Source organism: Flagellimonas abyssi, assembly GCF_019457905.1.
GTDB classification, from domain to species: Bacteria; Bacteroidota; Bacteroidia; order Flavobacteriales; family Flavobacteriaceae; genus Flagellimonas; species Flagellimonas abyssi.
On sequence record NZ_JAHZSV010000032.1, the window covers coordinates 1 to 13,985 of the forward strand.

The following is a 13,985-nucleotide window of genomic DNA, read 5'->3' on the forward strand; positions in this document are numbered from 1 at the left end:
CTGTCGTAAAACGCCTTGTATTGTTTTAGTACTTCTTCTCGCTCGGGAGTGCCCGGAGCGTAGCTTTTGACCGGCTCATTAATAGCGGTCGGAACATGAAAAAATCCTTTTCCCATACTTGATTAAATTAATTTTTAAATATTTATTTCACAGTTGTAGCAAAGTTACTAAAAGGGATATGCATTTTAAACTTTATCGAGGGCCAATTGAAGGTCAAAGTCTTTATTTTTAGCGGAAAATCAGAGATGAAATGAATTTATTTTGTAATTTGTTGGTGTAATAAATTATGACAGTAAAAACCATTTAATTGATTGGCCTCAATTGGTTTTTTTCGGTCAGGGTAAATCGAAATCAAACTAAATATGACACTACAGAAAAACACCACCTAAGAATAGTCTTTTACTTAGGGTATTCAAAATTTAAAAAATAAAGGTTTAGATATCATAATACTTATGTGTTGATGAATCATTACCTAGTGCTTTGTACCGCTGGATTGTATCAATTTTGCAATGCACAGGTTCGGCAACTGGTAACTTGTGAAAATCTTAAAAAACCAACCAAAATTCAACCTTATCAAATGAAAAATCAATTTTTGATATTGCTCTGTATGGCAATATTCTTTTCGTCCTATGGACAACGAAAAAAGCCGGACAGCGGTATAAATGAGCGGCTCTACGAGTCGATGGAATATAGAAATATTGGACCCTTCCGTGGAGGAAGGGCAACAACGATAGAAGGTATTCCCGACGATATCTTCACCTATTACATGGGGGCCACTGGAGGGGGTGTATGGAAAACCGAGGATGGTGGCGAAACTTGGGGGAATATCTCCGATGGTTATTTTAACACCACGGGAATCGGGGATATTACCGTAGCCCCATCAGACCATAATATTATTTATGTGGGAACAGGGGAATCGTGTATTCGTGGTGTAAAAACATCTCATGGAGATGGTATGTACAAATCCTTGGACGCGGGAAAAACGTGGGAACATATTGGCCTCAAAGAGACACGACACATTGGTGAAGTTTATGTTCATCCTACCAATCCGAACAAAGTTTATGTCGCGGCACAAGGTAATCCATGGGGAACGGATGAACATCGGGGATTGTACCTATCAGAAGATGGTGGGAAGTCCTGGGAAAAAATTCTATATGTTGATGATCATTCAGGAATCGTGGATATGACGGTTAGTGAATCCGACCCTAATTTTATGATGGTAACCTCTTGGGATTTTCAAAGAAAACCCTGGGTTGTGCAGAGTGGTGGCCCTGGAAGTAAGGTTTTCAAGACCACAGATGGTGGTAAAACCTGGAAGGAAATCAACAAGGGTCTTCCAAAGCTCAAGGGAAAAATGGGCATCGATATTAGTCCGGTCAATCCAAACGTGGTATATATGGCCATTGAGGCAAAGGAGAGAGAAGGAGGGGTGTATCGCTCCAATGATGCAGGTGAAACATTTTCTCAAACCACTAATGATGCGACAACCTATGCCAGGGCATGGTACTACATGCACATTATTGCGGACCCCAATGATGAAGACGAGCTGTGGGTAATGAACAGTCATGCCATGAAATCCATTGATGGCGGCAAAACCTTTACCGGTAATCCGGGGAGCCATGTGGACCATCACGATATGTGGATCAACCCAAATAATAGTGCCATTATGGCCAATGCGAATGATGGAGGTGCTTCCATCACCTATAACGGAGGTAAGACTTGGTCCACCATTATGAATCAACCCACAGGACAGTTTTACAGGGCAATAACCGATAATGGTTACCCCTACAGAGTGTATTCCGGCCAGCAGGACAACAGTACCATCGCGATAGATAGCCGAGTTATGGACAATGGTATAGGGGAAATGCACTGGGATATCATGCGTGCAGGGGAGTCCTCTACCGTAGCTGTGGATCCAAACAACCCAAGATATGTATACTCCACCTATTTTGCCAGCAATTTTGTGGAATGGGACCGTGATATCGATAATACAAGAATGGTTCGCCCATACCCCGAAAGAATTAGTGGGGAACAACCAAAAAACCTAAAGTTAAGGGCCAATTGGAACGGACCGGTAATGGTGTCGCCACATAACCCTAACGTAATTTATTACGGTTCGCAATATGTAATGAAGTCGACGGATAGGGGAGTTACATGGAAAACCATGAGTGAAGACCTTACCAGGAACAACAAGGACCATCAAGGAAAAGGTGGTATTCCAATTTCCAACGAACAGATTACTGCCGAGAGCTATAACAATATTTTCAATATTGAAGAATCTCCGGTTGAGGAAGGGGTGGTCTGGGCAGGTTCAGATTGTGGTTTGGTACACGTAACCCAAGATGGTGGTGAAACATGGACCAATGTGACACCTAAAGGTTTGGAGGAAGGAATCATAAATGTAGTGGAACCCTCCCCACACGATGCCGGCACAGCATATTTTGCCATGGCTGGATACAAAATGAACAATTTTACCCCACAGATATATAAAACTACCGACTACGGGGCATCTTGGGAAAAAATTGTAACTGGGATTCCGGACAACACCTTTGCAAGGACGGTTCGTGAGGATCCGGATAGAAAAGGATTGTTGTACGCTGGTACGGAAACGGGAATGTTCGTTTCTTTTGATGATGGTAAACAATGGCATTCGCTACAGAACAATCTTCCAGAAGTACCCATTACTGATTTAAGGGTGCAGCGTAAAGATTTGGTAGTGACCACACAAGGTAGGGCCATCTGGATTTTGGATGATCTTACTCCCTTGCATCAAATTTCCGATGAAGTGGCAAAATCTGATTACTTTTTGTACCAACCCAATGATACCCATGCGGAATTATCGATTGCCTATAGTTCCGATGGCAGTGGTCAAAACCCTCCAAAAGGAGTTCAAATCCATTACGTGAACAACAAAGAAGTTTCTGCGGATACAAAAATGTCCTTGGAGATACTGGACAGCGAAGGCGAGGTAATCCATGCTGAATTCACCAATGTTGCAAGAACTGAATGTGATAGCCTGATTAAGCCACAATTAAAAAAGTCAATCGGAACACACCGATATAAGTGGAACATGCGGGAAGGAATGTTCGATTGCCTAACGGAGCTTTATACCACCAATCGAGATTTAAGTGCTTATGACGCCGCTCCCGGTGATTATAAAGTAAGATTGACCATCGGTGATGTTGTTATTACCCAAGATTTTGCCATCACTATTGACCCACGAATAAAGATGAGCGTCGATAATGTGGAAGAAGCATATGTGGAACGCGACGGAATTTTCAAATCGATTTATAGTGCAGGTACCGAAATGACCCAAGGGGTAAGGGACCTAAGAAAAGTAAAGCAACAGTTGAAATTTGTAATGGAAGAATCAGATTCACCGGAATTAAATGCCAAAGGAAAACTGCTTGAAGAGCGTATAGATGATTGGATAGCAAAAATCTTGCAGAAAGAAATGCGAACCTATCAAAGTAATTATATGTTCGAGGCCAGATTGTTGATCAAATACAAAGACTTTTTAAACCGTATTGGGAAAGGAAATCTACCGGTTACCCAAGGGGTTAGAGAGGTGACCAAGGATTATCTTGATCAATGGAACAAATTAAAAACCGATTTACAATTCATAAAGAGCAAAGAAATTACTGAATTCAACCAGCTTATTGTGAATACGAAGCTACCCCAGATTTACACCCCTTAATCATTTTTTGCTTCATAGTTGTGTGTTTAGTAGAGAAGGCCCTTTTGTTGGGCCTTCTTTTTTGTTTTGTATACATTCTGGTGATTGGTTGGGATAAAATGGAATGTTTTGGTGAGGTTATTAAACCAGTTTAAGTGAAATCTGTTGCGATAACCGTAATTTTGAATAAAAGGCATTGGAATGAAAAATAAGCAAAAAGTTGTAGTCGTAGGAGGTGGGTTTGCCGGATTGGAATTTATTAGAAAGTTGGGCAACTCAAAAATATACGACGTTGTTTTGGTGGATGTGAACAACTATAATTTTTTTCCTCCATTGATTTATCAAGTATCAACAGGTTTCATGGAACCTTCAGCAATAAGTTATCCCTTTCGGAGAATCCTTCGAGATAAAAAAAGTGTGCGTTTTCGATTGGGCAGTTTGGAAAAAGTGGTGCCTTTGGAGAACAAAATAATCTTGAGCAATGGCGAGTTGCATTATGATATTCTGGTGATGGCCACAGGAGCGGAAAGCAATTTCTTTGGAAACAAGAATATCGAAAAATATAGTCTTCCTATGAAGACCATTAGCGATGCATTATCCTTACGGAATACAATCTTGACTCGGTTAGATCGTGCCACCCGTTTGCAGAAAGCAGAGGAACGTAAACGATTGTTGACCTTTGTAATTGCCGGTGCAGGCCCTACTGGTGTTGAGTTATCTGGAATTTTGGCTGAAATGAGCTCTTCAATCCTAAAAAAAGACTATCCTGAACTAGATTGGGAAGATCTAGGAGGTATTTATTTGATCGATGGTCAAAAAGCAGTGTTGTCGGCCATGTCCACCAAATCACAGAAATACACGCACAAAAAGCTTGAGCAATATGGAGTTAAAATTAAATTGAACACCTTCGTAAAAGACTTTGACAATGAAAAAGTATTGTTGTCCGACGATACAGAAATCTTTACCAAGAACCTGATTTGGGCCGCAGGAGTCTCCGCAAAGACTTTTGAAGGATTCCACAAAGAAAGCTATGGCAAAGGCAATCGTTTAAAAACAAATGGGTACAATCTGGTTGAGGGATATACAAACGTTTATGCTTTGGGAGATTGTGCGCTAGTATTGGGCGACGAGACATTTCCCAATGGACATCCGCAATTGGCGCAACCAGCAATACAACAGGCCGAAAACTTGGCCAAGAACTTGGAAAGGAAAGATGGGAGTTGGCAGAATTTCACCTATAAGGACAAAGGGTCTTTGGCCATTATAGGCAGGAACAAGGCCGTTTTGGATATTCCCGGGCAAAATTATTCTGTTAAGGGATTTTTGGCTTGGCTTATTTGGATATTTGTCCATATCATGGGCTTGGTCAATTTTAAGAACCGAATGCGTGCGTTTGTTGACTGGATCGGATATTATATTCACAGGGATCAATACTTCAGAATGATCATTAAACCTAAGGAGCGGGAAGTCTAAAAGCTTCATAGAAGCTGAAATGCTTCTGTTTCGCGACCAAGTAAAAGGATCTTTTAAATAAAGGATTTTCATTGTTTCCGTGACAGTATCGGTGTTTGGAGTAGTATTTCGGTCAAAACTTTAACCGAACGAACCAAACTTATCGAAAGAACAATCTTAAATTTATGTGTAAAGTACTTCAAATAAAAGTTCACATGAAAAATGTTCTAAAAGTTACGATATGGTCTATAGTTTTTGTTTTGATGTTGGGAATGCAGCAATCCTGTGGTTTGGATGATGGGACGGACCCAACTATAGAGGGGCCTGAAGGTTCTGAACAGGGAAATGATGATGACGATGGTGATGATGAGGAGCCGGAAGCTCCAGAGGAAGCCCTGGACCCTGTAGAAACAAATGAGCCGAACACGGATTATTCACCGGCCTTCGAAGGACAAACAAGAATAAATGGTGTTCAAACGGAAACAGCATATACCACCACCGTTTTTGCCACAGGGTTATCCAGCCCTTGGGGTATGGCGCATCTTCCGGATGGTAGAATTTTAGTGACCGAAAAAGCAGGTGTCATGAAGTTGGTGTCCACTTCTGGAACAGTGAGCGGCCCGATTACCGGTGTTCCTGCCGTGAACAGTTCGGGTCAGGGTGGTCTCTTGGATGTAGCCGTAGACCCAAATTTTGAAGAAAACAAAATGGTATACTGGTCATTTTCGCAAGATGGTCCCGATGGTACCGCAACCGCCGTAGCTAAGGGAAGATTGTCGGATAGCGAGGATGAACTGGAGAATGTCGAAGTCATCTACACGGCGATTCCCGAATTTAACAGTACCGCCCATTACGGTTCTCGTTTGGCGTGGGACGGACAAGGAAATTTGTTCGTAAGCACCGGCGACAGGTCAAGTACGGTCACTAGACCAGAAGCACAAGAATTGGATGCTGCATTGGGCAAGGTATTGCGAATTACTACCGATGGTGATTCTGTGGCAGACAATCCGTATGTGGGCGAAATAGGGATATTGCCGGAAATTTATTCCTACGGACACCGCAATGTGCAAGGTCTGGCTATTCATCCGGTAACAGGAGATCTTTGGGAATCCGAGCTCGGACCAAGAGGAGGGGATGAGATTAATCTCATTAAATCTGGAGCTGATTATGGTTGGCCAACAATTTCTTATGGATTGGAATATAGCGGAGCGGCCATTGGCTCCGGAATCACTCAGCAAAATGGAATGGAACAGCCTGTCTACTATTGGGACCCAGTGGTATCACCAAGCGGAATGGATTTTTATTCCGGTAATGCTGTTCCAGAATGGACGAACAACTTGTTTTTGGCGGCTCTTAGTGGTCAACACATCGTAAGGTTGGTCATAGAAGAAAATGTTGTGGTCGGTGAAGAGCGATTGTTGGTAGACGAGGGTGAACGGTTTAGAGATGTTCTTGACGGTCCTGACGGTGCACTTTATGCATTAACGGATGGAGATAATGCAGTGATTTACCGCATAGGTCTCTGATAAAAAATTGAAGAAAATAAATTGTAAAAAGAAAAGATAAAATGAAAGTAATTATTATAGGAGCAAACGGGAAAGTAGGAAGATTGATAGCGCAAAAAATGAGCGCATCCGATGAATTTGAACCCACCGCTCTTATCCGAAAGAAAGAACAGAAAGCATATTTCGATTCCATAAGAGTTCCTGTGGTTGTTGAGAGTATAGAAAACTCTGAAGAAAATATAGGAGACGCCATAAGGGGTTTTGATGCCGTGGTTTTTTCCGCTGGTTCAGGCGGTGCCACAGGAGCGGATAAAACCATAGAAGTAGACTTGTTTGGTGCAGTAAAAACAATAGAAGCTGCCAAAAAGAATAGCATTTCACGTTTTGTTATGGTAAGTGCCGCACTTTCTGATGACCCTTCAAGCTGGAACTCGGAAGGTATGAAACCCTATTACATTGCCAAACATATGGCAGATAAGGAATTGAAGCGAAGCGGTCTGGACTATACCATTCTTCGTCCGGTATCGTTAACGGATGATGGGGATGCGGGGAAAATAACCATTCAATCCGATCCCCATCAACTCAATAAGGAAATTCCGAGGGCTGCCGTAGCGGAAACGGTTCTTAAGGTTCTTCCTAACGAAAACACCCATTCAAAAATTCTAGAAATGAGCGAGGGCTCTTCAGAAATTGGGGAAGCAATAGCAGAATTTGTTGCCTAGACAATCCGTATGAATCATCGCGCCCCCTGTTGATTCGAGGTTTGATGCTCCTAACTTTTGATTGGATATTAATGAAGCTTTTTAATCGAGGGAGGACATACCCATTGAACTTTGATTTGGGAATACCGGTCCCCGATCATGTAAGCCTTTTGAGCAGTTCCTCTTTACGCCTTATGGCCACTTCTATTTGGCTACCATCAGCAAGGGTAATGTGCCCCCCTTTTCCCTTGCTGTAGGACTCTACAAATTTCAAGTTCACCAAATGTGATTTATGGACTCTGAAAAAGTCAGCGCCTTCAAGCAGTGTTTCAAAAAATTTTATGGTTTTGGAGGCGGTTATTTTTTTTCCAGCCACTGTGTGTATATGCGTGTAGTTGACATCCGATTGAAGCCGAATGATGTCCTTTGCATCTACCATCGTATATCCATCAACAGTTGGAATGGCAATTCTTTTGGATGTTTCGTTACCCTCCCTAAAATTATGGAATAGGATATCTATTTTTTTTGACGTCTCCTTTAAGTCTCTCTGTTGCCTTAGTTTTTGAAGGGAACGTTTTAAGTCATCTTTATCTACAGGCTTTAAAAGATAATCGAGGGCAGAGAATTTAAAGGCTTTTAGGGCATAACTATCATAGGAGGTGGTAAAGATGATTTCAAAATCGATTTTTTTTATTGATGCCAAAAGATCAAAACCAGTCCGGTTTCCCAGTTGAACATCGAGAAAAAGGATATCAGGAGAATTTTCTGCAATAATTTTCCGTGCGTTTTCAACAGTTTTGCAACAAGCAATTATTTCGATATCGGGCGCTTCGGCCCCCAACTGTTTTTGTAAACGGTTGATGCAATGTTGCTCATCATCCACAATAATGGCCTCTAACATATCTTTTTAAAATTGGAGCTCTAAAGGAAGTTTTATTTCCACACGGAAACCTTCTGCTTTGTCCATTAGTTCTATAGAGCCTTTAGTGTTCTTTAAATGATTTATTATATCAATCCTACTGCTTGTGATCTTGATTCCGTAGGAGTCTTTTGTCTTTTTCTCTTCCCTATTTTGTACAGATCTTCCGACCCCATCATCTTCCACTATGTATTTTAACATTGTCCCGTCTTTTGCGATTCTAATATCAATATTTCCCCCTCCTTTTTTAGGGGCAATGCCGTGCCAGATGCTATTTTCAATAAAGGGTTGTAAAATGAGCGGGGGAACTAGGACATTGTCCGGTTCCAAACTGTTGTCCATAGAGACATGGTACTTTAACTTATTATCGAACCTTAAGCCTTCGATCTGCATGTAGAGTTTCATTAATTCAATGTCCTCCTCAAGTGTTATCCATTTTTTTTCCGAATTTTCAAGTATGGACCTTGTCAATTTGGAAAACTTGACCAAATAGTCATCTGCCTGCTCAATGTCGTTTTTTGATATAAAATCGCTGATAGAGTTCAAGGAGTTAAAAATAAAATGGGGGTTCATTTGAGAACGGAGCGCCTTCAACTCGGTCTCGGCCACTTTTGCATTGAATTCGGCCAGTTTTCTCTTTTCCAACGCATCCCTTCTCCTTTTGTACAGCAAATATCCCATGATTGAGAAGATTAACAAAAGTATGGCCCCGATCAGGTATCCGTTCTTCACCAGTTGTTGCCTTTTGATTTCCTCCTGCGCCACCGCTTGTTGGCGCTCCATTTTAAACTGCATCTCTTTTCGGGTCAATTCCGATTTTTTTTCCTCGTTCACTACACTGTCCCGTAATTGAACATGTTTTTTGAAGGCATCGAGCGCCTCAGGTAATTTTCTGTTATGCTCATAGACTTCGCTGAGGACTTCCCAAGAGTCGGATTGCCACTCCACGGCATCAATTTCCTTTGAAAGAGCCAATGCTTTATTTGCATTTGTTTCGGCCAGATCATAATCATTGAACAAAAGGTATATCTTACCTATACTGTTCAAAGCTGAGGCCTCAATGTATTTATTGTTCATTTGCTCGGCTAATTCGGCAGCTTCCAAATAAAGGGAAAGCGCTTTTTCGTTTTCATCAAGTTTTTTATAGGCCAGAGCAAGATTGTTTGTGATTGCAGCTATAAATAGATCGTTCTCTTCAATTTTGGACAGGGACAATGCCTTTTCCAAATAGGAAACCCCTTTTTCGAACCTTTCGGTGTCGTTGTAGATTATGGCGATGTTGGAAAGTGCCTTGATCTCATCCGCCCTATTTCCCATTTCCTGTGATGTGGTGAGATAGGAATGATAATTTTCTAAGGCCAGATCATATTCTTTTAGATCTGCGTGTATATTTCCGATGTTGCTCAACAAGCTTGACTGTAGTTGTCGGTCGGTAATTTTGTGACTAAGGGCCAGCGCTTTTTGGTATTCATCGAGAGCTTTGATATTATCTCCAAGAACATAATGTAGGTTGCCCATTTGACGATGGGACAAGGCTTCGCCCAATGTCCAATCGGTTTTTTTGGAAATGGATATTGCCTCTTCCATAAGTGGAATGGCCTCATTGGGGTCGGAATAAGTTAATTTGTTGGCCAGCTCAATTAGTAGTCCTGCCCGGATTGTATCCATTGTGGAATGTCCCTTCAATTCATTTTTTAGAGAATCGACTTCATGTCCTTGTGCTTGAACTCCAAAAGGTATTAAGAGAATAAAGAATAAGAAGAATGCAATTTTGTTTGGTTGATGCATGTAATGAGGTTAGTTGAAATCAAATTTAAGCCATTTGTTACATTAATCCGCTGTTATGCCATGTTTTACGGATATTAAAAAAATGGTAACGGAAAAATTAAAAATATGCACGTTAAATAAATGGTCTTGGCATGGTGACTTGGTTCTATATAGTTTAGAGCTAGCTATATCATCAAACCATTGACTATAATGAAGCATATGTTTTCAATTTTTCTGTACCTCCCCATGATTTTCCTTGTCGTTAGTTGCAGTTCAGATGATGGAAATTCTTCAGAGGAAGGCAATAAGAACGAGGTTCAGGGCACTATACGACTATCGGGAGAGGAAACCCCGCAACTTGGTGAGTCGTTGAAAGTTGGCAATATCGAAGTAGCCAATGCCACTCTTTCCGGTACGGACAAATCGGTAATATTATTGTCCGAGAACATTACTGTAGTTGATAACGAATTTGTGTACAGCGATGATCGGAATGGATTTGTGATTGTAGCAGCGGATTTTTCCGCAGGAGGTTCTCCCGATGTGGACAAGACCGTTTCCATGACCATTGTGAGGAACGGAGAGGAGTTTAGACATGCCTGTACCTCGCCCTATCTCAGTTTTTTTACGGATTGCGGAGAAGGGTTCGCTGTGGATTTTGAAGGAAAAAAGGTCACTTTTGAAAATACGACAGTAATCAATACTGAAGATGAAGCCATACTTACCTTGGATGGTACCGTAACATGGGAGTAAAATTCACACTATTCAGGAGCAGGATGAAATTCATGACGGTTATATGTTTATTCCTGGGTTTGGTGTCCCAAGCTTTTGCACAGACAAAAAGTTCTATTGTTTACGCACCACCTTCTGATGATTTTGTTTCCATCGAGCTCCAAGAATTTAAGGGACTTCCACGGCTGGGCGTTATGGACAACTATGGCGACCGGAATATAAACCCAAGGGGAGGCGTGCGTGTGGGCAGGAACTCGGCACAGCTTGAAAAAAGCAAAATGGTGACCGATGGCAGAAATGCTTTTTCCCTACTGGTCAGTTTAAAATATGTAAAGCCATTTATGAATGATCTGGACAAGCAAAGTTTGACGACAGTAAAAGGCAATATGTCTAAAACAGAGGCTAATTCCGCTTTTTTACAGCGATTTTTATTGAGCCAAGTAGCTCCAAACTTATGCTTGAACGAAGATTGCAGAAATGCAGGCCGCGGCAACAATGAATTTGAGAGACTCCGAAACTACAAGACTTTTATAGACAAATTTTTAGAACCGCTTCTAAAGTGGAGCCAGCAGGTTTTTATGAACGGAGAATGGTTGATCTATCATGTTTCCACTCTTAACATTGGCAGTAATTATGACTTTGATAGGGGAGGTTATTGGGTATATCACTCCTTGGTACTCAATGATATTTTTCCAATGCGGCAAGGTGTGATGAAACAGGTGGTATTTGAACCTTCAAGTTCTTATGAACAAGCACTTGTAAATAAGTTGGAAAACCCTAAGAGCGTTCCGTTTTTTCTACAAATGGAAGCACAAACGGCCGAAGGTTTAAAAAAAGAGGGAAACAATCGATTATATCTGGTCAAAAAAATCAAGTTGAGACCTTTGAATAAAGAGTTGGAAGATTCAATAGGGCCTATCAAGTTCGGATACAGCCATGAAACTCCAGACGTGGAAATTTATACGGACCAAAGATTGACTGAGCATTACAAGACACTTTACATGAACGACCTTATTCTTAAAAATTAATGTATGAAACCACGTATATGGATTGTTTTTTTGCTTTTGATACAAATAGTCGTACACGGACAGTCACAAGAAATAGTGTTTGTGCCACCTTCATTTGATTTTATATCCCTTTCCTTACAGACGCACGAGGGCAAGCTTCGTTTTGGTAATCAAGACGAATACTTCCAGAAGTCGGATGGAACCTATATCAGCTCAAGGGATGATGGTTATTTTGAAATGGACAGACGCTCCAGTCATAACAGGGCAAGCAGGCATGCTTTTGTGGAGCTCCTTAAAATGAGGTTTAAAAAAGAGATGTTCAGTGCGATGGACAGGAACTATTTTACCGAACAAAAGCAAAATATGTACGAAGAGGAAATGAAGTCCCATACCGCCCAATTGCATGTACTGAACCTGGCCAATGCCCTCTGCAACAAAACACAATCCAATCGCTTGTTTTGCAACCCAAAAGAGGAGGACTGTGCCTCTGTTTTTCCAAAAGATGGGTATTATAACGAACCGAGGAACATTAAAGGTTGGGGTGGTAGAAGTGCTTCGGAATTTCAAAAATTAAGGGCATACACCACATTTGTTGAAGAGTTGTTTCCATCCGTGGAACAATGGGCGGATACTTTGTATCCGGATAACACATTGGAAGGGTATTATGTGGTAAAGACGCAATTGGGACAATATGACTTTAAAGCTGGGGGATATTGGCTTCACACCCATCAATTCCATAACCAAGGCTTTTTGTTATCGTGGCATGATCTACAACCCGCCAATTCCTTCGAACGTAAATTAATGCACCCCAATGGTTCCTCCCTATTATTAAAAATGGTACCCGAAAAAGCAGAGGCCTTTTCTGAAAAGAACCAACAAATTTTTCTAACCTTCAAGGTCTCTGTATCCCTAAATGGTTTGGAAAATTATCGAGCCGACCAGCTCAAAACCACCTTTGTCTTGGACAGCCCTATAATTACAATATACTCCGATGACTCCCTCACAAGGAAAGTGGCCGAAATGGATATTGGTTCGGTGGAAATTAAAACAAGATAATTCGCAGATATGAAAGGATTAAGAATACATATGATTCTGGTAATGGGACTTGGTTGCATGATAATGCCCATATCCCTACAAGGTCAGTTTTTAAAAAAGCTGAAGAAAAAGGTAGAGGACAAGATCGTCAATAAAGCCAGTGAAAAAACCGATGAACTTTTAAATGGAGAAGGTGCCGGGAATGATTTGGGCAATGTCAAAAATACCAAGGAGACAGATAACGGCACTATTGGGGATAATGCATCGGCCAATGGCTCAAAGCCCACTATCCAAGACAATAATATTATCACCCATAAAGCCCCGAACAAGGACTTTATTGATATTGTGATACAGTCTCACAAGGGATTGCCCAGATACGGGGACGTCCATTATTTGAGAGGTAAGATGGCATCCACCAATAGCAAAGCCTATAAAGCTTTACTGGAGCTTAAATATATGAAGGAATTATTGGGGCAGATGGACAAATCCAAGTTGACAACGTACAACTATGCGCAAGATGATACAAAGACCAAGTATTCCAATAAAGCACAACACCATTTGTTGATGCTCGGTAAGGATGTGCTTTCCGATAAACGCCTACAAGAATACTTTTGTGATGCCGAGGCCCAAACGCCTTGTAACTTCTACAATACCGCCGGAGAAAGAAGCTTGGTGCCCAGTTGGGGAGGTACAAGAAACAACGAATTTGCCCAAAACCGGAGCTATACGGCATTCATTCAGAACCATCTTGAAGCATTGGAAGCATGGAGCAATACGTTTTTCCCCAATGATGAGCAAATCGCCTATTTTGTTGCGCGGGGCGCGGTCAACGGAAAGTATGATTTTAAGAATAAGGGGTATTGGATACGAAACATATTTTCCATCGGGGGTGATTTTATGTTGCACAATACCAACTTTATGCCCTATACCGAAAATGAGAAAACTTTAAGGCACAGTTCCAAAAGTCTCTTCCTACCGGTAGAACCTTCAAAAGCAAAAGAGTATGCCCTTACCAATGTTTCTCCTGTTTTTGTGGCTTTTAAAGTGAAGGTCTTTCCAAAAATTATTGCACCGGACCAAATACAATGGGAATTCCAATTGGAAGATAGCACTGTGGAATTTTATAAGGATGGTCCCCTAAGTCAAAAATTAGGTGAGGTTGATATGAAAACTGTAACATTTAAGGATTAGAAG

At 41.3% G+C, this 13,985-nt stretch carries 10 protein-coding genes; 8 read left to right on the top strand and 2 right to left on the bottom strand.

Annotation, left to right across the window (positions count from 1 at the left end; genetic code table 11):
- Nucleotides 1-577 precede the first annotated feature (577 nt).
- The 4 genes from K1F36_RS16540 (at nucleotide 578) to K1F36_RS16555 (ending at nucleotide 7,355) form a co-directional block, all read left to right on the top strand.
- Nucleotides 578-3,697: a WD40/YVTN/BNR-like repeat-containing protein gene (locus K1F36_RS16540; RefSeq protein ID WP_220114828.1), complete on the top strand. Its 3,120-nt coding sequence runs from the start codon at nucleotides 578-580 to the stop codon at nucleotides 3,695-3,697.
- Nucleotides 3,698-3,877: 180 nt separating this feature from the next.
- The gene (locus K1F36_RS16545) at nucleotides 3,878-5,149 is read left to right on the top strand and encodes an NAD(P)/FAD-dependent oxidoreductase (protein ID WP_220114829.1); all 1,272 of its coding nucleotides are present in this window, start codon (nucleotides 3,878-3,880) and stop codon (nucleotides 5,147-5,149) included.
- 194 nt (nucleotides 5,150-5,343) lie between these two features.
- Nucleotides 5,344-6,654 carry a PQQ-dependent sugar dehydrogenase gene (locus K1F36_RS16550; protein WP_258539124.1) on the top strand — a complete coding sequence of 437 codons (1,311 nt, stop codon included), beginning with the start codon at nucleotides 5,344-5,346 and terminating at the stop codon, nucleotides 6,652-6,654.
- Nucleotides 6,655-6,695: 41 nt separating this feature from the next.
- Nucleotides 6,696-7,355 carry an SDR family oxidoreductase gene (locus K1F36_RS16555; RefSeq protein WP_220114830.1) on the top strand — a complete coding sequence of 220 codons (660 nt, stop codon included), beginning with the start codon at nucleotides 6,696-6,698 and terminating at the stop codon, nucleotides 7,353-7,355.
- A 136-nt stretch (nucleotides 7,356-7,491) separates the two neighbouring features.
- On the opposite strand, the gene K1F36_RS16560 is transcribed toward K1F36_RS16555, so the two are convergent.
- On the bottom strand, nucleotides 7,492-8,235 hold the full coding sequence (locus K1F36_RS16560; protein ID WP_220114831.1) for a LytR/AlgR family response regulator transcription factor: 744 nt from the start codon (nucleotides 8,233-8,235) through the stop codon (nucleotides 7,492-7,494).
- A gap of 6 nt (nucleotides 8,236-8,241) precedes the next feature.
- Nucleotides 8,242-10,041, bottom strand: a complete 1,800-nt coding sequence (locus K1F36_RS16565; RefSeq protein ID WP_220114832.1) for a tetratricopeptide repeat-containing sensor histidine kinase — start codon at nucleotides 10,039-10,041, stop codon at nucleotides 8,242-8,244.
- Between the two features lie 189 nt (nucleotides 10,042-10,230).
- Between K1F36_RS16565 and K1F36_RS16570 the strand changes: the two genes are divergently transcribed.
- The 4 genes from K1F36_RS16570 to K1F36_RS16585 all read left to right on the top strand — a co-directional run bounded on the left by K1F36_RS16570 (nucleotide 10,231) and on the right by K1F36_RS16585 (nucleotide 13,982).
- Nucleotides 10,231-10,770, top strand: coding sequence for a hypothetical protein (locus K1F36_RS16570; RefSeq protein ID WP_220114833.1), 540 nt, complete (start codon nucleotides 10,231-10,233; stop codon nucleotides 10,768-10,770).
- Nucleotides 10,771-10,832: 62 nt separating this feature from the next.
- Nucleotides 10,833-11,777: a hypothetical protein gene (locus K1F36_RS16575; protein WP_220114834.1), complete on the top strand. Its 945-nt coding sequence runs from the start codon at nucleotides 10,833-10,835 to the stop codon at nucleotides 11,775-11,777.
- Between the two features lie 3 nt (nucleotides 11,778-11,780).
- Nucleotides 11,781-12,812, top strand: coding sequence for a hypothetical protein (locus K1F36_RS16580; protein WP_220114835.1), 1,032 nt, complete (start codon nucleotides 11,781-11,783; stop codon nucleotides 12,810-12,812).
- 9 nt (nucleotides 12,813-12,821) lie between these two features.
- The gene (locus K1F36_RS16585) at nucleotides 12,822-13,982 is read left to right on the top strand and encodes a hypothetical protein (RefSeq protein WP_220114836.1); all 1,161 of its coding nucleotides are present in this window, start codon (nucleotides 12,822-12,824) and stop codon (nucleotides 13,980-13,982) included.
- Nucleotides 13,983-13,985 lie beyond the last annotated feature (3 nt).

Excerpts from the sequence above, each read along its gene's own strand:
- K1F36_RS16540 (WP_220114828.1), top strand. The coding sequence starts at position 578 with ATGAAAAATCAATTTTTGATATTGCTCTGTATGGCAATATTCTTTTCG.
- K1F36_RS16545 (WP_220114829.1), top strand. The coding sequence starts at position 3,878 with ATGAAAAATAAGCAAAAAGTTGTAGTCGTAGGAGGTGGGTTTGCCGGA.
- K1F36_RS16550 (WP_258539124.1), top strand. The coding sequence starts at position 5,344 with ATGAAAAATGTTCTAAAAGTTACGATATGGTCTATAGTTTTTGTTTTG.
- K1F36_RS16555 (WP_220114830.1), top strand. The coding sequence starts at position 6,696 with ATGAAAGTAATTATTATAGGAGCAAACGGGAAAGTAGGAAGATTGATA.
- K1F36_RS16560 (WP_220114831.1), bottom strand. The coding sequence starts at position 8,235 with ATGTTAGAGGCCATTATTGTGGATGATGAGCAACATTGCATCAACCGT.
- K1F36_RS16565 (WP_220114832.1), bottom strand. The coding sequence starts at position 10,041 with ATGCATCAACCAAACAAAATTGCATTCTTCTTATTCTTTATTCTCTTA.
- K1F36_RS16570 (WP_220114833.1), top strand. The coding sequence starts at position 10,231 with ATGAAGCATATGTTTTCAATTTTTCTGTACCTCCCCATGATTTTCCTT.
- K1F36_RS16580 (WP_220114835.1), top strand. The coding sequence starts at position 11,781 with ATGAAACCACGTATATGGATTGTTTTTTTGCTTTTGATACAAATAGTC.
- K1F36_RS16585 (WP_220114836.1), top strand. The coding sequence starts at position 12,822 with ATGAAAGGATTAAGAATACATATGATTCTGGTAATGGGACTTGGTTGC.